Genomic DNA, 18,849 nt, shown 5'->3' with positions numbered 1-18,849 from the left:
CATGAGCATCAATATCGGCCCCGCTACGACTGACGAGCTGCGGCCCCGGATCACCGTTATCGGTGTCGGCGGTGCCGGCGGCAATGCGATCGCCAACATGATCGAGGCGCAGATCGAAGGGGTCGAGTTTATCGTCGCCAACACCGATGCGCAGGCGCTCAACTCCTCCTCGGCGGAAACCCGCATCCAGCTCGGGCCGGATATTACCGGTGGCCTCGGTGCAGGCGCGCGGCCCGAAGTGGGCAAGGCGGCGGCCGAGGAAACCGTGGCCGAGCTCGAGGACATGCTCGAAGGCGTCAACATGCTCTTCATCGCCGCCGGCATGGGCGGCGGCACGGGCACCGGTGCGGCGCCGGTCATTGCCGAGGCTGCCCGCCGCAAGGGCGTGCTGACGGTGGGCGTGGTGACGAAGCCCTTCCTGTTCGAAGGAACGCGCCGGATGCGCGCGGCGGAATCGGGGATCGAGGAACTCCAGCGTCATGTCGACACGCTGATCGTCATTCCCAACCAGAACCTGTTCCTGGTGGCCAAGGCGGAAACGACCTTCAAGGAAGCCTTCCAGATGGCGGACGAGGTCCTGCAGCAGGGCGTCCGCTCGATTACCGACCTGATGGTCATGCCCGGCCTCATCAACCTCGACTTTGCCGACGTGAAGTCGGTGATGGAGGAAATGGGCAAGGCGATGATGGGTACCGGCGAGGGCGAGGGCGAGAACCGCGCGCTCGAGGCCGCCGAGCGCGCCATTGCCAATCCGCTGCTCGACGGTGTCAGCATGGCCGGTGCCAAGGGTGTGATCATCTCTATCATCGGCGGCGACGACATGAAGCTGCTCGAAGTCGACGAGGCTGCAAATCACATCCGCGAACTGGTGGACGAGGACGCGAACATCATCTGGGGTTCGGCCTTCAATCCCGATCTCAACGGCAAGATACGCGTTTCGGTGGTCGCCACCGGTATCGAACAGTCCGAAGGCATGTCCGCAGGGGCACGGCCCGCGGTAAGCCTTGGCGCCGCCCGTGCGCCGAAGCGTCCGGTGCTGGAGCTGCCAGAGGCCGAGGATGCCTATGAAACGGAAGAGCCGCTCGATCTCGGCAGCGAAACCTATGAAGCACCGGTCGAGGAAGAGGCCTACGATCTCGCCGAACCCGAACCGGAAGTCGAGGCGCCCGCACCGGCCATGGGCGGCCTGACCGGCTACGGCGCTGGCGACGATGACGAAGAGTATGACGAGGACGAGGATTTCGACGACGTCGACGGCATCGTCGATCCGCTGGCGGGAATGCGCAGTGATGCCGACGAAGGCTATTACGCGCCCGGCGCCGGCGGCGAGAGCGACGGTCTCGGTGCGGATCCGGCTGGCGACGGCGACGACGACTGGGACGACACGCTCGACCTGGGCGAAGCGGCGGAACCGGTCGATGCCGGCGGCGAGCCGGGTTCCGGAGGCGGAGACGAGCTCCTGCTGGATGCCGATCGACTGGCCGAGCGCGACGCCCTCGTTGGCGAGCCCGAGACACCGGCGCAGCCCGGTCGCCGCCGCGGGCTCGTAGCCGGGGGCGGTGCAGCCGGCGGCGGGGATTCGGGCGGCAGCACGCTGTTCGAACGGATGGCCAATCTCTCGCGCGGCAGCGCCAGCTCGAAAAAGGGCGATGACGACGAAGACGGCGATGACGACGACGGCGGTGCGCTCAACATCCCGCGCTTCCTCGGACGCCAGAACAACCAGTAACCGCCGGCCATGATGGGTTCAGCCTGGCCGCGATAGAGGCTTGCGGGGCCTTCGAGGCGCTCTGCCCCAAACTGGTGCAGCGGGGCGGACGGGCCCCGCATTCTGTGGTAACGACGGGAAGACCAATGATGCCCCGCCCATCCCTGATGGCCCTCGCAATCGGCGCCCTGCTCGGCACTCCTGCCGCGGCGCAGGAATTCGGCCCGGGCCGCGAAGTGGTCCAGCCGCTTCCGTCACCGGCCGCCGCCGAACTGCGTGCCGCCCTTGCCCGGCTGGCGCGTGATCCGCGCAATCTCGATGCGCTGATCGCCGCCGGGACGGCCTCGCTAGAACTGGACGACATCGATGCGGCGGTGGGCTTCTTCGGCCGCGCGGCGGACCTCGCACCGGGCGACCCGCGGGTGAAGGCTGGCAAGGCTGCCGCCTACGTCCGCACGAAACGACCCGACGAAGCCTTGCGGCTGTTCCAGGAGGCGGAAGCCGCCGGCGTCGAGATCGTGCGGCTGGCCGGGGATTACGGCCTCGCCTGGGATCTCGTCGGCAACAATCGCGAGGCGCAGAACCGGTATCGCCAGGCGCTGGCCGCAGCCCCGGCCGACGACGAGACGATCCGCCGCCTGGCCCTCAGCCTCGCCATCGACGGCGACGCGCGCGGGTTCGAGCAGACGCTGCAGCCGCTGATCGCGCGGCGGGACTTTGCGGCCTATCGCACGCGCGCCTTCGGCCTTGCCATACTGGGCAAGCCCGACGATGCGGTCGCTATCACTGAAGCGGTCATGGACAGGGCCATGGCCGGCAAGCTGGAGCCATACCTGCGCTTCATGCCGCAGTTGACCAAGGCGCAGCAGGCCGCCGCCGCCAATCTCGGCATCTATCCCACCGCCGCGCGCATCGGCCGTGACGACCCGCGCATCGCGGCCTATTCCGGCACGACCCCGGCTGCCCCGGCCAGCTCCGCTCGCGCACCCGATGCAGCTCTTGCACCGGCCGGACAGGCGCTCGGGGTTATCCCGGACCGCTTGCCCCAGGCGGTAGCGACCGCTCCGCCCGCAACGGCTGCGGTGTCCGCGCCGTCGCCGGCCCTCTCACCGGCCCAGCTTCCCGCACGGCCCGCCGCGACTCGCGAAGAAGCCGAACGCAGCGTCCGGCTCGCCCGCCGCGAAGCCGCATCCGACCCGCTGGCGCGCACAGCCGAACGCCCCCGCATCGTGGAGCGCCCGCGCACCGATCAGCCAGCCCTCAGTGCGCCAGAGCCATCGGCACCCGTAACGACGCTCGCCAACGCAGCAGCCGAAGCGGTTCCCGTGCCTGCCACGACAGGGCCTTCGGCGCCACTTGCCGGTGTGCGGGTGCCCGAACTGGCACCTGCGTCGCCTGCGTTCCAGGCAACGGCACCTGTTTCCGCGCCCGAGGTGCCGGCTTCCGCCCCCGATGCAAGTCCGGCACCGGTCGTGGTGGCACGGATCGAAGATAGCGCGGCCGCCGCGCCCGGCTTCGATCTCGCAGCGACAATGCCGTCCGCAAGCGCGCCGGTAGCGCAGCCTGTCGCCCCATCGGTCGCTCTCTCCGTCGCCCCGTCGGCCACGCCGTCGACGGCGCCGGCTCCGTCAACTCCGGCGGCGGGCGCATCGGTCGCCAACGCTTTTGCCGACCTTGCCTTGCCGTCGGCAAGTCCGGCAACGACTCCCGCAGCGGGTGCCGTGGACATCACCGCGATCAGGGCCCCGCGCGAAGTGGAGCGGCCGGTGGCGACCAGCGCAGTCGCGCCCGCCAGCGCGGCCAAGGCACCTTCTGCAAGGCCTGCGGCAAAGCCCGAGCCCGCCAAGCCTTCCCACCCGAGCCGTTTCTGGGTGCAGGTCGCGACCGGGCAGGACAAGGCGGCGCTCAGGTTCGACTGGCGCCGCCTCGCCAAGCAGGCCGGCGGCCTGCTCGACGGCAAGGGTCCGTACCTGACCGCTTGGGGCCAGACCAGCAGGCTGCTTGCCGGGCCCTACAAGACCCGCGAAGATGCCCGCAAAGCTTTGAAAGATTTGCAGGAAAAGGGCTTCGACGCGTTCACTTTCACCAGTCCCGACGGGCAGGAAGTCGAGCAATTGCGGTGAATCCGGCGTGCTGCGTTGGCAGTTTTGCACATGCTATGAACAAGCCGCTCGCGTTCTCCCCAAGCTTGGTTCACCGCAGCGTTGCGCAGGGTCGGCGGGTAAGGCCATGTCGGCCCATGACCAAGCCACGTTCCGACCGAAGGGCCTTCGCGCAATGAACTCCGCGCTCGACCGCTACCGCGAGCCGGACGAATCGGCGCCGCTCGATATGCTTGCCGCGCTGTTCGAAGCCCGCGGCTGGCCGGTCGAATCGGTGTCGGATGACGAATTGTCGGGCGAGATCCAGGGCAGCTGGGCGAAATACCAGTTGCGCGGCATCTGGCGCGCGGTCGACAATGTGCTGCAATTGATCTGCCTGCCGGACATCCGCGTGGCCAAGGACAAGCGGGCACCGGCGGTGGAACTGCTGGCGCTGGTGAACGAGCAGATGTGGCTGGGCCACTTCGACCTCTGGAGCAATGGCGGCGTCATCGTTTATCGCCACGCCGCATTGCTCGGCGACGACGGGACGCTCAGCCTCAATCAGGCGCAGGCGCTGGTCGAATCGGCGGTCGAGGATTGCGACCGGTTCTATCCCGCGTTCCAGTTCGTGTTGTGGGGCGACAAGACCCCGGAGGCGGCCCTCGATGCGGCACTGGTCGATGCTGCCGGAGAGGCCTGAGCGGCCTTGCCTGGGTCCTTGCGGGGCGCGGGCATGAATTTTCCCGCAACTCTCGTCGTCGGCTACGGCAACATGGCCGGCGCGATGGTGTCCGGTTGGCTCGGCGCGGGAGTGCCGGCTGCGCGTTTCACGGTCTATCATCCGCACGGCAAGCAGGTGCCCGAGGGCGTCGGCCTGGTGAGCGAGTTTCCCGAGCGGCCGGTCGAGGCCGTGCTGCTCGGCGTGAAACCCGCTGTTCTCGATGCTGTAGCTCCGGGGCTGGCCGGCGCAGTCGGGGCCGGCACGCTGCTGGTCTCGGTGCTGGCCGGTGTCGAGCTCGCGAGCCTGCGCCAGCGCTTTCCGCAAGCCGGCGCGATCGTGCGGCTGATGCCGAACCTGGCATGCGCGCTCGGCAAGTCGCCCAATGCGCTGGTCGCCGACCGGATCGATGCGGAGCAGCGCACAGTCGTCACCGGCATGGCCGAGTTGCTGGGCAGCGCCGAATGGCTCGAAGGGGAGGACCTGTTCGATCTGGTGACTGCCCTCGCCGGATCGGGCCCGGGCTTCGTTTACCGGTTCATCGACGCGCTGGGCCTTGCCGCCGCGCGCCTGGGTCTGCCGACGGAACAGGCACAGCGGCTGGCGGTGCAGATGGTGGAAGGTGCTGCAGCGCTCGCCGCCGCGTCGACAGAGAGCCCGGCCGAACTCGCCCGGCGTGTCGCCAGCCCGGGGGGAATGACCCAGCGCGGCCTCGACGTTCTAGACCGCGACGATGCGCTCGTCGAACTCATGGTCGAAACGCTGCGCGCGGCGCGCGATCGGGGGGCGGAAATGGCCCGGGAAGCGCGCCGGCGGGGCTGACCGGCGGGCCGTTGCAAACTTTCGAACGGCGTCCGGTTTCGCTTGAAATCAACGCCTGTTGACCCGATATTCCGTCCTAGACCGGCGCTATAGTGCGGCCGGCTATTGGAGTATGGATCGAAATGGCTGACTGGAACGAACCTCGGCAGGCGCAGGCGGGCCTCGGCTCTGTCCCGCGGGCAGGAGGCGACGTTGCGTCGCGCACGACTTTCGACGCAGGCCTGCGCTCTTACATGCTGTCGATTTACAACTACATGACCTCGGGCGTGCTGCTGACGGGGATCGTGGCGCTGCTGACTTACAATTCGGGCATGGCGATGAACTTCGCTTCCGGCCCGCTGATGTGGATCGTGGCTCTCTCGCCGCTGGCCATCGTTTTCGCGATGAGCTTCGGCATGAACCGCTTCGGCAAGGCGACCCTCCAGGCGATGTACTGGACCTTCGCGGTGCTCATGGGCCTGTCGATGTCGACGATCTTCCTGCGCTTCACCGGCGGGTCGATCGCCGTGACCTTTTTCGCCACGGCAGCGGCCTTCGCGGGGCTCAGCCTGTTCGGTTACACCACCAAGAAAAGCCTGAGCGGCCTCGGCAGCTTCCTCATCATGGGTGTGGTCGGTCTGCTGGTCGCGATGCTGCTCAACCTGTGGCTGCAGAGCCCGGCGCTGATGTATGCCATCAGCTTCCTCGGCGTGCTGATTTTCGCGGGCCTCACCGCCTATGATACGCAGCGTCTGAAGGAAACCTACGCCTATGTGCGCGGGACGGACATGATGGGCAAGGTCGTGATCATGGGTGCGCTGACGCTGTACCTGGACTTCATCAACATGTTCCAGTTCCTGCTCAGCTTCCTTGGCCAGCGCGAATAGTCGCGCCTGATGGCGGGCTGTGCAAACCGCCCGTCGCAAGAAAGACTCAACTGAACGTGCCCGGGGTGCAAATTGCACCTCGGGCATTTTCTTATGCTGCCCGTCGCATTAACGGTATCGCTTCAGCTTCGGCTCATGTCCGGAGTGGGATGGATCGTGTTTTGGAGGAGGGTTTGAACCGCATGGCCGGGTCGCTTTGGTTGTCCGTTTCCGGTAGGCTGCGCATGACCGCGCTTGCTGGTGCCGCTCTGGCAGTGTCCGCCTGTGGCGCTGCCCCGCCGCCGAAAGTCGTCAGCACGCCGCCCCCGCCTGCGCCGGTCCAGCTCATCCCCCCGCGGCCAGCGCCTCCGGGCGGGGCTGCCGCCATGGCACTGCCTGCTGTCGGTCTGGACGGGCAGCGGCTCACCATAAACAGCGGGCTCACGACGGCACAGACGACATGGAACCTGCGCTCGGCGCTCAACGTTGCCGCGCTCAACTGCCTGACCCCGCGCCACGCCGCGATCCTCGACAATTACAAGCTGTTCCTGACGAAGTTCGAACGCCCGCTCCGGACGACCAGCAGCAAGATTCTCGAAGAATTCCGGGCGAAGCACGGCCGCAGCCAGGGGCAGAGCCAGTTCGACGGCTACATGACGCAGGTGTACAACTATTTCGCCCTGCCGCCCGCGCTCGACCAGTTCTGCGATGCCGCGCTGCAGGTCAGCGCGGATTCGACGCTGGTCGTCCCCGCCGATCTCGACAGTTTCGCCAGCCGGGCGCTGCCGCGCATCGAGGTGGTGTTCCAGGATTTCTTCCGTTCCTACGATAACTACGAACGCAACCTCGCCACATGGACCGCAACCTACGGCGCCGATGCCATACCGGGCACGCCGGTGCCGGCCTGGGTCCGGACGGGATCGCTGGGGCCCACCTCGGGCGAACAGGTCCTGTTCCGCGAAACGCCGACCGGGGCCTCCTACCCGCCCTCTGTCGGTACAGTCGAAGTGCTGACCATGCCGGCCGAACCTGCCCCGACGACCGATCCGGCAACGCCGCGCCCCGTCGGCGGCGTCACCTTCACGTCGGAACCGGTGGTGCAGTCCGTTCCCGGCAAGGACGACTGAGTAACCCCGCCCCGAGGTTTGGGCTTTGCGCGGGCGGCGCTTTTCGCTAAAGCGCCGCTCCTTGCCGCTGTCTTCGGCGGTCAGGAATACTGGACGGGGCCGTAGCTCAGTTGGGAGAGCGCGTCGTTCGCAATGACGAGGTCAGCGGTTCGATCCCGCTCGGCTCCACCAGTATCCTGCATCGGCAGGATACTGGTTTTCTGTTTTCCGCACGCCCTCCGGCGCGCGATTTCCTCGCTCCCTTTCGGTCGCTGCGGGCGCCCGGTCGGGCTTGCGGCGCTACGCGCCGTTCTCCGCGCCCGGCCAACGGGCTGGCGCAATCCCTCTTTCATCCCTAGTTGAGCCACCATGCACTTCCTCGATCAAGCCAAGATTTACATCAAAGCGGGAGCTGGCGGCCCGGGAGCGGTCTCGTTCCGGCGCGAGAAATATATCCAGTATGGCGGCCCCGACGGCGGCAATGGCGGCAAGGGCGGCGACATCGTGTTCGAAGCCGTCTCCGGACTTAACACGCTGATCGACTTTCGCTACACGCAGCATTTCAAGGCGCCCCGCGGCGGGCATGGCATGGGTCGGGACCGTTATGGCAAGGGTGCGGACGATCTCGTTATCAAGGTGCCGGTCGGCACGCAGATCCTGTCGGACGACAAGGAGGAAGTGCTCGCCGATTTCACTGAAGCCGGCCAACGGGTCGTATTGCTCGAAGGCGGCATGGGCGGCCGCGGCAACGCCAGCTACAAGACCAGCACCAACCGCGCCCCGCGCCAGCACCAGCCGGGCATTCCGGGCGAGGAAATGTGGGTCTGGCTGCGGCTGAAGCTGCTCGCCGACGTCGGCCTGCTGGGCCTGCCCAATGCGGGCAAGAGCACCTTTATAAACGCCGTCTCCAACGCCCAGGCCAAGGTGGGCGACTATGCCTTCACCACGCTGGTGCCCAAGCTGGGCGTGGTGCGGCACAAGGGCCGCGAATTTGTGCTGGCGGACATCCCCGGCCTGATCGAGGGCGCGGCGGACGGCGCGGGAATAGGCGACCGCTTCCTCGGGCATATCGAACGCTGCCGGGTCCTGATCCACCTCGTCGACATTGCCGGCACCGACCCGTTGGAGGCGTTCGAGGTGGTCAATGGCGAGCTCGAAGCTTACGGCGCGGACCTGATCGACAAGCCGCAGTTGGTGGTGCTCAACAAGCTCGACCTGGCGGACGAGGAACTGGTCGCCGCCTATGCCGGGCAGTTGCTCGATGCGGGCGCGGAGGAAGTTTTCGCGGTGTCCGGCGCGACGGGTGCGGGTATCGAAACCCTGCTCGATGCGGTGCTCGGCTACCTGCCCGATCGCACCGCCACCGAAACCAAGGCTGCGCCCGAGGAAAACCTCGAGGAGGGCGATGGCGAGTGGTCGCCCATTTGATTGCCGCACTGCCCGAACTGCGCGATCCGGAAGCTTGCCGCCTGCTGGTGGTCAAGCTCGGCTCGGCCTTGCTGGTCGGGCCGGATGGCGAGCCGCGCCGGGAATGGCTGTCCGGCCTGATGGGCGAACTGGCCGCGCTGCATGAGGGCGGGCAGAAAATCGTCATCGTCAGTTCGGGCGCGATCGCGCTGGGCGCGGCGAAGCTGGCCTTGCCCGAGCGCGGTCGGCGGAGCCTCGCCGATGCGCAGGCGGCTGCCTCGGTCGGGCAGATCGCGCTCGCGCGACTGTGGTCGGAGGGTCTGGCCCAGCACGGCCTTGTCGCCGCGCAGATGCTGCTGACGCTCGACGACCTCGAGAACCGCAGCCGCTATCTCAATGCGTCGGCAACGCTGGAGCGCCTGCTGGAGGCGGGCGCGGTGCCGGTCATCAACGAGAACGACAGCGTCGCGACCGAGGAAATCCGCTTCGGCGATAACGACCGGCTGGCGGCGCGCGTCGCGCAGGCGGCGGGGGCCGATGCGGTCCTGCTGCTGAGCGATGTCGACGGCCTCTACGATCGCCATCCGAGCGAGGAAGGGGCGCAGCGCGTTCCCGTCGTCGCGGCAATGGACGACACGATCCGCGCCATGGCGACGGGCGATACCTCGTCGGGCCTCGGCTCGGGCGGGATGGTGTCGAAGCTCCAGGCCGCCGATATCGCCACCCGCGCCGGGGTTGCGCTGGTTATCGCCAATGGCACGGTCGAGCGGCCGATAGAGCGGGCCTTGGGCGAGGCCGTGGGCACGCTGTTCCGCCCGCAGGCCGGCGCAGGCGCGCGCAAGGGCTGGCTCGGCGGGCGCATGGCTCCGATGGGCACTCTGCGGGTCGATGCCGGCTGCGCGGTGGCGCTGGGCAAGGGGGCGAGCCTGCTCGCCGCCGGGATCGTCGGCGTCTCGGGCCAGTTCCGCCGCGGTGATCTGGTCAAGATCTGCGATCTCAAGGGCAAGGCGCTGGCGCAGGGCCTCAGCGAATATGCGGTCCACGAAGTGCAGGCCATCGCCGGCAAGCGGGCCGAGGACCAGGCGGCGCAGCTCGGCTATGCCCCGCGTGCGGCGGTGATCCACCGCGACCACATGGTGATGCTGTGATCGTCGCCATTACCGGAGGCACGGGTTTCGTCGGGCAGGCGCTGGTCGATCTGGCGCCCAGGCAAGGCGTCTCGCTGCGCTCGCTGGCGCGCAAGGTTCCGGACGACGCGCGCGGGGTTGAATGGGTTCCGGGCGACTTGGGCGACAAGAATGCGTTGGCCAGGCTCGCCGCAGGTGCCGAGGCGGTGATCCATATCGCCGGGCAGGTCCGCGCGCGCGATGTTTCCGAATTCGAAGCGGCCAATGTCACCGGCACGCTCAACGTCATCGAGGCGGCGCTGGCGGCGCGGGTGCCGCGCTTTGTTTTCGTTTCCTCTCTCGCCGCACGCGAGCCCGATCTGTCGGCTTATGGTGCGTCCAAGGCGCGGGCCGAGAAGCTGGTTATGGCGAGCCCGCTCGACTGGACCATCGTCCGCCCGCCCGCCGTCTATGGCCCGCGCGATGGCGAGGTGCTTGACCTGTTCAAGATGGCGAAGCGGGGTATCGTGCCGATGCCCGGCAAGGGCCATGCCTCGATGATCCACGTCGGCGATCTCGCGCGCCTCCTGCTGGCGGTGCTGCCTTCGGGTGAGGACACCACCGGGCGCACCTTCGAGCCCGACGACGGCAAGCCGGGCGGCTGGGAACACCGCGAACTCGCCCGCGCCATCGGTTGGGCGATGGGCAAACGCCCGATGGTCCCGCGCCTGTCGCGCGGCATGCTGGATTTCGCGGCAAAGATGGACGGCATGGTCCGGGGCGACGGCGCAAAGCTCACGCCCGACCGCGTCGGCTACATGTGCCACCCAGACTGGGTCTCAAGTGCCGATGCCAAGCCACCGGAATCGCTGTGGCAGCCTATGATCGCGACCCGCGAAGGGCTGAGGGCGACCGCGCGATGGTACAGGGAGAATGGCTGGCTATAGTCCGCAGCACGGTTCTGGATTACTTGGAACATTGATCGGCACTTCAGTTCCGAGATGAGAATGGAACGCGCACATTTGCATTGGGACGGGTTCGCTCATCCCTTTGGCGGGCGCGGGTCTTTGAAGGTCGCCCACATCTCGGGCCTAAACCAGTCGCATTGCACTTGAGGCTGCGCGGCATGCAGCGCCTCGAATTCGCTGCGCGGCGCGTTAAGCGCGGTACCGAGAAACCTAAGGCTGTTCATACCACGCAGAGCAGACAGGCTCTGGTCGTCAAGCTTTGTGTTGGTGAGGAACAGCGCTTCGAGCGCGAAGCGGTCGAGCGGGGCGAGGCTTGGGATACGCTGAGCGGTGTACATACTCCCTTCGATACCGAGCACCTTCAGCCGACCAGCTAGCGGGCGAAGCCAGTCAAGGTCGGCAAGGTGCTTGGCATTCTCGATAAACAGGCGCTCAAGTTTCGGCAGGGCGAGGATCGGCGTAAAATCGGCAATGTTGCGCGGCGAGTTGATCTTGAGGATCCGCAGCTCGGCCAACGCTGCAAGCGGGGAGAGGTCGGAAGCAGTGACAGGATATTCCAGCTCCAGATACTCCAAATGGTTCAGGCAGCCAATTTCTTCCAAAAAGTCCTGATTGACCGCGTGCGCCTGCAACTCGTGCAATGCGGTTCGCAGCTTGATTCCGCGATGCGATTCCTTTTCTCGCGAAAGTCTCGCGCAGCTTACATTCAACGGAACATCGTCACCTCGATCATATGTGCTGCAGTTAGGGCGCCGAGTATGCAGCCAGAACCTGTAGTGCTCGTTGAGATATGCTGCGTCTTTGGCCATTGACTTTGACTAGCCAAATTCCACAGCTGACCGCAATGCGATCAGGAGCCGAAGTGCCGTTTTCCGTAAGAATTCTCGCGAATCTTGGCGATCGTATCCGCGAAATAAAACGCGCTATAGAAACGGTTCCTCGCCCGGCTTGTGGATGCCGCATTCGGTCTTGTCCCAGCCAGCCCAGCGTCCGGCGCGGGGGTCTTCGCCGATGGCAACGGGCCGCGTGCAGGGGGAGCAGCCGATCGAGGGATAGCCTTGCGCGACCAGCGGATGGCGGGGCAGGTCGTGCTGGATCATGTAGCCTTCGATCTGGCTGGCATTCCAGTCGATCAGCGGGTTGATCTTGAGCCGGCCCTGCTCGTCCGTCGTATCGACTTCAAAGCGGGGCAGGTTGGCGCGGGTGCTGGACTGGAATGCCTTGCGGCCGGTGAAAGTCGCATCGTAGCCCACCAGCGCGCGGGCGAGCGGCTTGACCTTGCGGATCTCGCAGCAGCCGTCGGGGTCATAGGACCAGCGCAACCCGGTCTCGTCGCGCGTCTCCAGCTCGCCGAGGCAGGGGTAGAGATTGACGAGGTTCTTCAGCCCGATCGCCTCGACCAGCTCGTCCCGGTAGGCGAGCGTTTCGGGGAAATGCTTGCCCGTTTCGAGGAACAGCACCGGGATGCCGGGATCGACCTCAGCGATTAGGTGCAGCAACACCGCGCTCTCCGCGCCGAAGCTCGAGACGACTGCCAGTTCGCCCGCGAGGCTGTCGCGGATGACCGATTCCAGCATCTCCTGCGTGCTCGACCCGCGGAACAGGCGGTTGAGGCGCACGGCATCGTGCTCGGTGAAGCGCGGGCCGGTGTCGATCCGGTCGATGGCGCGCATCTCATTCATGGCGCAATTCCGCAATCATGCGCCGCGCGTCGGCGGCGCGCTGGTAGACATGCGGCCAGCGTTCGAACGCCGCCCTGGCGTCGTCTTCGTCGATGGGTCTGTCGGGCGCGAAACTGTCGAACCCGCAGCGGCGCATGTAGCCGATCTGGTCGACCAGCACTTCGCCCACCGCGCGCAATTCGCCGGTGTAGCCGGCCTCGCGCAGGATCCGCGCCGAGGAATAGCCGCGCCCGTCACCGAAGGCGGGAAAGTTGACTTCGACCAGCCGCAGCCGCCCGAGATGCGGGATCAGCGCGCGGGCATCGTCGCCCGGCTCGATCCGCACCGCGGCGGCGTTGGATTGCTCGAGAAACGCATCGACCGTGACCTGCGCATGGTCCGCCACTTCGTCATCGCGGAAGCGGAACTGGACGTCGTCGGGGCTAGTGCCGAGGTGTTCAGCCATAAAGCGCCTCCTTGAACGGATCCATGCCGATGCGGCGGTAGCAGTCGAGGAAACGCTCGCCCTCCTGCCGGTGGGCGAGATAGACATCGGCTGCGGTTTCGACCGCATCGACGATACCGGTCTCGTCGAAGCCGGGGCCGGTGATCTTGGCGAGCGAGGTGTCCGCCGCCTCGCTGCCGCCGAGCAGCAGCTGGTAGTTCTCGGTGCCTTTCTTGTCGACGCCGAGGATACCGATGTGGCCCGCGTGGTGGTGACCGCAGGCATTGATGCAGCCGGAGATCTTGAGCTTCAATTCGCCCAGCGCGGCGGTCTTGCCACTGGCGGCGAAGCGCTGCGAGATCTTCTGCGCCACGGGAATCGAGCGGGCATTGGCGAGGCTGCAATAGTCGAGCCCCGGGCAGGCGATGATGTCCTCGATGGTGTCGAGGTTGGGACTGCCGAGCCCCGCCGCCTCGAGTTCGGTCCAGAGCGCGTGAAGATCGGCGATCTTCACATGCGGCAGGACGATGTTCTGGGTGTGCATCACCCGCAGCTCGTCGAAGGAATATTTCGCCGCCAGCTCCGCCATCAGGTGCATCTGCGCCGCGCTGGCATCGCCGGGGATGCCGCCCACAGGCTTGAGGCTGATCACCGCCGCGACATAGCCCGGCGCCTTGTGCGGATGGGCATTGCGGTCGGCCCACAGCGCGAAGTCGGGGTCGGAGCGGTCCAGCGTATCGCTGATCCCGGTTTCGAACGCCGGATCGGCGAAGAAGGGTCGCAGCCGTTCCAGCTCGGCCAGCGGGGGTTCGATGCCCTGGCTGAGCAGGTGGGCAAATTCTTCCTCGACCTGGCGGGTGTATTCCACCGCGCCCATTTCATGGACGAGGATCTTGATCCGCGCCTTGTACTTGTTGTCGCGCCGACCGTGGCGATTGTAGACCCTGAGGCACGCCTCGGCATAGGTCACGAGCTGGTCGAGCGGGACGAAGGGATTGATGCAGGGCGCGATCATCGGGGTCCGGCCCATGCCGCCGCCGACATAAAAGGCCGCGCCCAATTCGCCCGCTTCGTTGGCGACGATCTGGATGCCGATATCGTGCAGCCGCATCGCCGCCCGGTCGGTGTCGCTGGCGATGACCGCAATCTTGAACTTGCGCGGCAGGAAGCTGAATTCCGGGTGGAAACTCGACCACTGGCGCAGCAGCTCGGCATAGGGGCGCGGATCGACCAGCTCGTCGGCGGCCGCGCCGGCGAAGTGGTCCGAACTGATATTGCGGATGCAATTGCCGCTGGTCTGGATCGCATGCATCTCGGCCTTGGCGAGATCCGCCAGCAAATCAGGGGCTTCCTCCAGCTTGATCCAGTTGTACTGGATGTTCTGGCGGGTGGTGAAATGGCCGTAACCGCGGTCGTACTTGTCGGCGATATCGGCCAGCGCATGCATTTGCCGGCTGTCGAGCGTGCCATAGGGAATGGCGACGCGCAGCATATAGGCGTGGAGCTGCAGATAGAGCCCGTTCATCAGCCGCAGCGGACGGAAGGCTTCTTCCGGCAACTTGCCTTCGAGGCGGCGACGGGTCTGGTCGCGGAATTCCTCGACCCGCGCGTCGACCATCGCCTGGTCGTATTGGTCGTACTTGTACATGTCAGATCACCCAGTTGCCGGCGTCGGGGTCGGCAGGTTTGAGGGTCAGGTCGGGGCGGACGGTGGGGCCGAGCGCACGGACGCGGTCCTTGATGTGGGCCGGGCGCACGCCCTTGTCGGTTCGCTCCGCCTCGATGGCATAGGCGGCGTTGACACGGCGGGCGGATTCCTCGCGGGCGATGATCTCGTCGGCGCGGTCTGCGACATCGACGGCGTGATCGACATGGAGCGACCAGCCGGTGCCGTCCCACCATGTTACTGCGCCCGATTTGAGGTCGTTTCCGGTCAGGATTCTCATCGCATCGCCTCCAAGGCCAGCGCCGCAAGTTGTCGGTCAGGGGTGGAAAGATCGTCCCCGGCTTGGGGGCGTGCGACGACTTCGCCGATCACGATCAGGGCCGGTGTTGCGACCCTTTCGCGCGAAACGATCTCGGGCAGGGCGGCCAGCACGCCGCGCAGCACGCGCATCTGCGGGCGCGCGGCATTCTCGATCACGGCGACGGGCACTTCGGGGGCAACGCCATCGGCCATAAGCTTTTCCGCGATTTGCGGGGCGGTCTTGAGACCCATGTAGATGACCAGCGTGCGCCCCTTGCCGGCAAGGCCCGACCAGTCCTGCTCGCTCAGACCCTTGCACTGCCCTGCGACGAAGCTGACGATGCTCGAGGCGTCGCGGTGGGTGAGGGCGATCTGGGCGGCGGCGGCGGCACCGTTGGCGGCACTGATGCCCGGTACCACCTCGACCGGAACGCCTGCGGCATGGGCGGCCTCGGCTTCCTCGCCGCCGCGCCCGAAGATGAAGGGATCGCCGCCCTTCAACCGCACCACGTCGCGGCCCGCGAGCGCCTCTCGCACCAGCAGGGCATTGATCGCGTCCTGCGGCATGGTGTGGTTCGAACGGCTCTTGGCGACAGAGATCAAGGTCGCACCGGGCCTTGCCACGGCGAGGATCGAGCGATCGACCAGCCCGTCATGGACGATGAGGTCGGCAGCCGCGAGCAGGCGCGCCGCGCGCAGCGTCAGCAGATCCGCGTCACCCGGACCCGCGCCGACGAGATAGATAGTTCCAGCCTGTGTCATGCCGCCTTATTCGGGATTGCGGCTGCAAACGGCCAACCAGAATGACTGGCAGGCGGGGTAGTTTGGATTTTGAAATGGTCGCTACCAGCCGGGGAAGCGATGGTTTCAAAACCGGCGCTTCCCGGCGACGAAGCTAGTCTTTGCCGGGCTTCTCGACCCGCTGGGCAATCGCTGCCACGAGTTGCTCGAACTGCGCATTGCCGCGCAGGTTGATGTCGCGCTGGGGGAAGGGGATTTCGATCGCGGCTTCCCTGAACAGCGCCCACAGGTTCTTGAGCACCTCGGACCGGACATTGCCGATGCCTTCCTCGGGGTCGGTAATCCAGCAATGGATGACGAAATCGATGGAATTCTCGCCGAACTTGTCGAGCCAGACGACCGGAGGCGGGGTCTGCTTGATGCGGACGACCTGCGATGCGGCGCGCAGCATCAGTTCCTCTGCGGCGGCGATGTCGCAATTGTAGCCGATCCCCACCGGCACCTGGATGCGGACATTTTTGCTGGAATAGGACCAGTTTTCGACCTGGTTGATCATCAGGTTCTCGTTGGGGATCAGGTATTCCTTCTGGTCGCGCGTCGTGATCGAGACAGCGCGAATGCCGATCTTGCGGATCTGGCCGAAGGTGGAAACGCCCGACTGGTCGGCGATGGCGATGACGTCGCCCGGCTTGATCGACTTGTCCATCAGAAGGATGATCCCGGCGATGAGGTTGCCGAAGGTCTTCTGCAGGCCGAAGCCGATGGCGAGGCCGAAGGCGCCGGAAAATACCGCCAGCGCGGTCAGATCGATACCTAGCAGATCGATGCCGAGGAAGAAGGCAGCCGCCCAGACGATGATGGTGATGATCTTTTCGGTCAGCAGCCGCTGCGTCTCGTCCAGCGCGGTGGCGCGCGCGACGACGGACTTGATGGCCTTGGTCGCGAACCACGCGCCGACGATAACCAGCACGACGATGGCAGACGCGAACAAAACGTCCCAAAGCGACAACCGCATGTCGCCCATTTCGATAGCCATGTTGTCGAGCGAGTTGACCATGCCACCAATGGTCTCGTTCTTTTCGGCGACGGCGTCCTTCGCATCATTGGCGGCCGACACAGCCTCACGCGGCCCCGGGGCGGCGCTTGGCGCTGCGGCGGGGGACGGGGCCGCAGCGGGCGTTGCAGCGGGGGGCGGGGCGGCAGCGGTTCTCAAACTAGCTCCATGGCGGCAAAGGCGCGCGCGAGATCAGCCATGAGGTCCGACGAGTCCTCCAGACCTATCGACAGTCTAACGCCCAGTCGGTCCGTGCTGTTCCACGATGTCGGCGGCCAGGGCGTAGCGCTGCGGATGTCGGCCGGGTCGAAGGGGACGACGAGGCTTTCGAAACCGCCCCAGCTGTAGCCGATGCCGAACAGCTCGAGCGCATCCACAAAGGCGGCGCGGTGCGCGTCGGTTGCACCCTTGAAGACGAAGGACAGCAGGCCGCAGCCACCGGTAAAGTCACGCTGCCAAAGTTCGTGCCCGGGCGATCCGGCGCGCATCGGGCAGAGCACATGCGCAACTTCGGGCCGGGTGGCGATCCAGTCGGCAATGACAAGCGCGCTTTCGGTCTCGCGGTCCAGCCGCACCTGCATCGTCCTGAGCCCGCGCAGTATGAGCGCCGCATCGTCGGGCGAGACGACGTTACCCATCTGTTGCGCCGTCTGGCGGAGACGCTTGTAAAGCCGCTCGTCGCGCGCGCTGGCCGAGCCCATCATGATGTCCGAATGCCCGGAGACATGCTTGGTCAGCGACATGACCGAGATATCGCAGCCGCGCTCCAGCGCCGGGAAACCCAGCGGCGAGGCCCAGGTATTATCGAGCAGCGTCACCGCCCCCTTTTCGCGCGCGATGGCGGCAAGGGCAGGCACGTCCTGCACCTCCATCGTCAGGCTGCCTGGACTTTCCAGCATCACCGCCCTGGTGCGTTCGCAGAACTTGCCGGCAAACCCGTCCACATCCATCGGATCGAAATAGCGCGGCTCGACCCCGAAACGCTTGAGGATGCCGCTGGCGATATTGCGGGTCGGTTCGTAGGCATTGTCGGTCACCAGCAGGACATCGCCGGGTCGCAGTACGGCCATCAGCGCCTGCACGATCGCTGCCGTGCCGCTGGGATAGATGACGGTGCCGAAGGCGCCAGGCTCGATCTCGGTCAGCGCTTCGCAAAGCGCCCATTGTGTCGGTGCGCCGCGGCGGCCGTAATAGAACTGCCCGTCGGCATTGTTGCCCTGCGCTGCCTTGCGCTCGGCTTCGCTGGCATAGAGATGCGTGCTGGCACGCCACACCGGGGGATTGACCACCGGGCCGGTCCATTCCTCGCGCCGTCCCGCGCCGACGAGGCGCGTCCCGGTGCCTGCTGGCTTGTCGCTGCTCAGCGCGCTTCTCCCGTTTCCTTGGGTGTGGCGGGGTCCGCGCCCCATTCCGACCAGCTGCCATCGTAGAGCGCAACATCGGTCTTGCCGATCAGGTGCAACGCGAAGACGAGCACGGACGCGGTGACGCCGCTGCCGCAGGTCGTGACCAGCGGCCTCGCCATGTCGAGGCCCGCCCCATTGAACAAGGCGCGCAGTTCGCTCTTCGGCCGGAAAGTGCCGTCGCTGCGCAGCAGGTCGGAAAAGGGGAGGTTTCGTGCGCCGGGAATGTGTCCGCCGGGCAGGTCATGTACGAGGTCGGGCGTGGTGCCGGTGAAGCGACCTGCATCGCGCGCGTCGAGCACCTGCTCGCCATCATTGCTGCAATTGGCGAGCATCTGCGCCTTGTCGCGCAGCATCGCCATGTCGGGCACGAGGGTAATCTCGCCGAACAGGTCGTCGCTGCCTTCGGCCGGCACATCGGTTTCGAGCGGGCGTTCCTCGGCCCGCCATTTGATGAGTCCGCCGTCGAGCACCGCAACAGCCTCGTACCCGAAAGCCTTCAGCAGGAACCACGCGCGGCAGGCACTGCGCAGGGCGGAATCGTCATAGAGGACGATGCGGCTCGCGTTCCGCACCCCCAGGGCACCGAGCCGGTCCTGCAGCCGCGGCGCATCGGGAATCTTGCCGGGCATGTTGGAGGCGGGATCGTGCAGGCCGGCAAGATCGAGGAAACGCGCCCCCGGCAGATGTGCGACTTCGAATTCGTCGCGCGCATTGCGCCCGGCGCCCGGCAGATGGAGCGAGGCATCGAGCAGCACGAGGTCGCTCGCGCCCAGTTCCTGCGCCAGCCAGTCGGTCGTTACCAGCATGTCCAT

General features: G+C 66.4%; 18 protein-coding genes and 1 tRNA gene. 10 read left to right on the top strand and 9 right to left on the bottom strand.

The window, feature by feature from the left end:
* Position 1: 1 nt before the first annotated feature.
* The 10 genes from ftsZ to WAB17_RS01615 all read left to right on the top strand — a co-directional run bounded on the left by ftsZ (position 2) and on the right by WAB17_RS01615 (position 10,743).
* The gene (gene ftsZ, locus WAB17_RS01660) at positions 2 to 1,729 is read left to right on the top strand and encodes a cell division protein FtsZ (protein ID WP_435418309.1); all 1,728 of its coding nucleotides are present in this window, start codon (positions 2 to 4) and stop codon (positions 1,727 to 1,729) included.
* A 125-nt stretch (positions 1,730 to 1,854) separates the two neighbouring features.
* Positions 1,855 to 3,831 carry an SPOR domain-containing protein gene (locus WAB17_RS01655; protein WP_435418308.1) on the top strand — a complete coding sequence of 659 codons (1,977 nt, stop codon included), beginning with the start codon at positions 1,855 to 1,857 and terminating at the stop codon, positions 3,829 to 3,831.
* A 154-nt stretch (positions 3,832 to 3,985) separates the two neighbouring features.
* Positions 3,986 to 4,492 carry a YbjN domain-containing protein gene (locus WAB17_RS01650; RefSeq protein ID WP_435418307.1) on the top strand — a complete coding sequence of 169 codons (507 nt, stop codon included), beginning with the start codon at positions 3,986 to 3,988 and terminating at the stop codon, positions 4,490 to 4,492.
* A gap of 33 nt (positions 4,493 to 4,525) precedes the next feature.
* Positions 4,526 to 5,332: a pyrroline-5-carboxylate reductase family protein gene (locus WAB17_RS01645; protein ID WP_435418306.1), complete on the top strand. Its 807-nt coding sequence runs from the start codon at positions 4,526 to 4,528 to the stop codon at positions 5,330 to 5,332.
* Positions 5,333 to 5,454: 122 nt separating this feature from the next.
* The gene (locus tag WAB17_RS01640; protein ID WP_435418305.1) at positions 5,455 to 6,198 is read left to right on the top strand and encodes a Bax inhibitor-1/YccA family protein; all 744 of its coding nucleotides are present in this window, start codon (positions 5,455 to 5,457) and stop codon (positions 6,196 to 6,198) included.
* A gap of 224 nt (positions 6,199 to 6,422) precedes the next feature.
* Complete coding sequence (locus WAB17_RS01635) at positions 6,423 to 7,304, top strand: hypothetical protein (protein ID WP_435418304.1); 882 nt, start codon at positions 6,423 to 6,425, stop codon at positions 7,302 to 7,304.
* 95 nt (positions 7,305 to 7,399) lie between these two features.
* Positions 7,400 to 7,475 (top strand) — tRNA-Ala (locus tag WAB17_RS01630).
* A 177-nt stretch (positions 7,476 to 7,652) separates the two neighbouring features.
* The gene (obgE, locus tag WAB17_RS01625) at positions 7,653 to 8,711 is read left to right on the top strand and encodes a GTPase ObgE (protein WP_435418303.1); all 1,059 of its coding nucleotides are present in this window, start codon (positions 7,653 to 7,655) and stop codon (positions 8,709 to 8,711) included.
* Positions 8,696 to 9,838: a glutamate 5-kinase gene (proB, locus tag WAB17_RS01620; protein WP_435418302.1), complete on the top strand. Its 1,143-nt coding sequence runs from the start codon at positions 8,696 to 8,698 to the stop codon at positions 9,836 to 9,838. Before obgE ends, proB begins: the two co-directional genes overlap by 16 nt.
* Entirely contained in the window at positions 9,835 to 10,743 is a 909-nt protein-coding gene (locus WAB17_RS01615; protein ID WP_435418301.1) for an NAD-dependent epimerase/dehydratase family protein, read from the top strand. The genes proB and WAB17_RS01615 overlap by 4 nt, the downstream gene beginning before the upstream one ends.
* Before the next feature lie 95 nt (positions 10,744 to 10,838).
* Here the strand turns inward: WAB17_RS01615 and WAB17_RS01610 are convergent, their stop codons facing one another.
* The 9 genes from WAB17_RS01610 to WAB17_RS01570 all read right to left on the bottom strand — a co-directional run bounded on the left by WAB17_RS01610 (position 10,839) and on the right by WAB17_RS01570 (position 18,849).
* On the bottom strand, positions 10,839 to 11,573 hold the full coding sequence (locus WAB17_RS01610; RefSeq protein WP_435418300.1) for a hypothetical protein: 735 nt from the start codon (positions 11,571 to 11,573) through the stop codon (positions 10,839 to 10,841).
* Positions 11,574 to 11,687: 114 nt separating this feature from the next.
* The gene (locus WAB17_RS01605; RefSeq protein ID WP_435418299.1) at positions 11,688 to 12,446 is read right to left on the bottom strand and encodes a phosphoadenylyl-sulfate reductase; all 759 of its coding nucleotides are present in this window, start codon (positions 12,444 to 12,446) and stop codon (positions 11,688 to 11,690) included.
* Complete coding sequence (locus tag WAB17_RS01600) at positions 12,439 to 12,891, bottom strand: DUF934 domain-containing protein (protein WP_435418298.1); 453 nt, start codon at positions 12,889 to 12,891, stop codon at positions 12,439 to 12,441. The genes WAB17_RS01605 and WAB17_RS01600 overlap by 8 nt, the downstream gene beginning before the upstream one ends.
* The gene (locus tag WAB17_RS01595) at positions 12,884 to 14,518 is read right to left on the bottom strand and encodes a nitrite/sulfite reductase (RefSeq protein ID WP_435418297.1); all 1,635 of its coding nucleotides are present in this window, start codon (positions 14,516 to 14,518) and stop codon (positions 12,884 to 12,886) included. The genes WAB17_RS01600 and WAB17_RS01595 overlap by 8 nt, the downstream gene beginning before the upstream one ends.
* Position 14,519: 1 nt before the next feature.
* A complete protein-coding gene (locus tag WAB17_RS01590; protein ID WP_435418296.1) occupies positions 14,520 to 14,816 on the bottom strand; it encodes a DUF2849 domain-containing protein in 297 nt (98 codons plus the stop codon).
* On the bottom strand, positions 14,813 to 15,598 hold the full coding sequence (gene cobA / locus WAB17_RS01585; protein WP_435418295.1) for a uroporphyrinogen-III C-methyltransferase: 786 nt from the start codon (positions 15,596 to 15,598) through the stop codon (positions 14,813 to 14,815). The genes WAB17_RS01590 and cobA overlap by 4 nt, the downstream gene beginning before the upstream one ends.
* A 133-nt stretch (positions 15,599 to 15,731) precedes the next feature.
* The gene (locus WAB17_RS01580) at positions 15,732 to 16,694 is read right to left on the bottom strand and encodes a mechanosensitive ion channel family protein (protein ID WP_435418294.1); all 963 of its coding nucleotides are present in this window, start codon (positions 16,692 to 16,694) and stop codon (positions 15,732 to 15,734) included.
* 92 nt (positions 16,695 to 16,786) lie between these two features.
* Positions 16,787 to 18,040, bottom strand: a complete 1,254-nt coding sequence (gene metC / locus WAB17_RS01575) for a cystathionine beta-lyase (protein ID WP_435418293.1) — start codon at positions 18,038 to 18,040, stop codon at positions 16,787 to 16,789.
* On the bottom strand, positions 17,992 to 18,849 hold the full coding sequence (locus WAB17_RS01570; RefSeq protein ID WP_435418292.1) for a sulfurtransferase: 858 nt from the start codon (positions 18,847 to 18,849) through the stop codon (positions 17,992 to 17,994). The genes metC and WAB17_RS01570 overlap by 49 nt, the downstream gene beginning before the upstream one ends.

This window comes from Parerythrobacter aurantius (genome assembly GCF_045291475.1).
In the GTDB taxonomy this organism is placed as follows: Bacteria; Pseudomonadota; Alphaproteobacteria; order Sphingomonadales; family Sphingomonadaceae; genus Parerythrobacter; species Parerythrobacter aurantius.
Note: the sequence above shows the minus strand (reverse complement) of the source record. Positions and strands in the feature narration are given on the sequence as shown.

What these genes read in the sequence shown, in the direction of transcription:
- WAB17_RS01570 (WP_435418292.1), bottom strand. Translation starts at nt 18,849, where the DNA reads ATGGACATGCTGGTAACGACCGACTGGCTGGCGCAGGAACTGGGCGCG.
- metC (WP_435418293.1), bottom strand. Translation starts at nt 18,040, where the DNA reads ATGGGGCGCGGACCCCGCCACACCCAAGGAAACGGGAGAAGCGCGCTG.
- WAB17_RS01610 (WP_435418300.1), bottom strand. Translation starts at nt 11,573, where the DNA reads ATGGCCAAAGACGCAGCATATCTCAACGAGCACTACAGGTTCTGGCTG.
- WAB17_RS01655 (WP_435418308.1), top strand. Translation starts at nt 1,855, where the DNA reads ATGATGCCCCGCCCATCCCTGATGGCCCTCGCAATCGGCGCCCTGCTC.
- WAB17_RS01590 (WP_435418296.1), bottom strand. Translation starts at nt 14,816, where the DNA reads ATGAGAATCCTGACCGGAAACGACCTCAAATCGGGCGCAGTAACATGG.
- WAB17_RS01650 (WP_435418307.1), top strand. Translation starts at nt 3,986, where the DNA reads ATGAACTCCGCGCTCGACCGCTACCGCGAGCCGGACGAATCGGCGCCG.
- WAB17_RS01605 (WP_435418299.1), bottom strand. Translation starts at nt 12,446, where the DNA reads ATGAATGAGATGCGCGCCATCGACCGGATCGACACCGGCCCGCGCTTC.
- WAB17_RS01640 (WP_435418305.1), top strand. Translation starts at nt 5,455, where the DNA reads ATGGCTGACTGGAACGAACCTCGGCAGGCGCAGGCGGGCCTCGGCTCT.
- WAB17_RS01595 (WP_435418297.1), bottom strand. Translation starts at nt 14,518, where the DNA reads ATGTACAAGTACGACCAATACGACCAGGCGATGGTCGACGCGCGGGTC.
- obgE (WP_435418303.1), top strand. Translation starts at nt 7,653, where the DNA reads ATGCACTTCCTCGATCAAGCCAAGATTTACATCAAAGCGGGAGCTGGC.
- WAB17_RS01635 (WP_435418304.1), top strand. Translation starts at nt 6,423, where the DNA reads ATGACCGCGCTTGCTGGTGCCGCTCTGGCAGTGTCCGCCTGTGGCGCT.
- WAB17_RS01600 (WP_435418298.1), bottom strand. Translation starts at nt 12,891, where the DNA reads ATGGCTGAACACCTCGGCACTAGCCCCGACGACGTCCAGTTCCGCTTC.
- WAB17_RS01645 (WP_435418306.1), top strand. Translation starts at nt 4,526, where the DNA reads ATGAATTTTCCCGCAACTCTCGTCGTCGGCTACGGCAACATGGCCGGC.
- cobA (WP_435418295.1), bottom strand. Translation starts at nt 15,598, where the DNA reads ATGACACAGGCTGGAACTATCTATCTCGTCGGCGCGGGTCCGGGTGAC.
- ftsZ (WP_435418309.1), top strand. Translation starts at nt 2, where the DNA reads ATGAGCATCAATATCGGCCCCGCTACGACTGACGAGCTGCGGCCCCGG.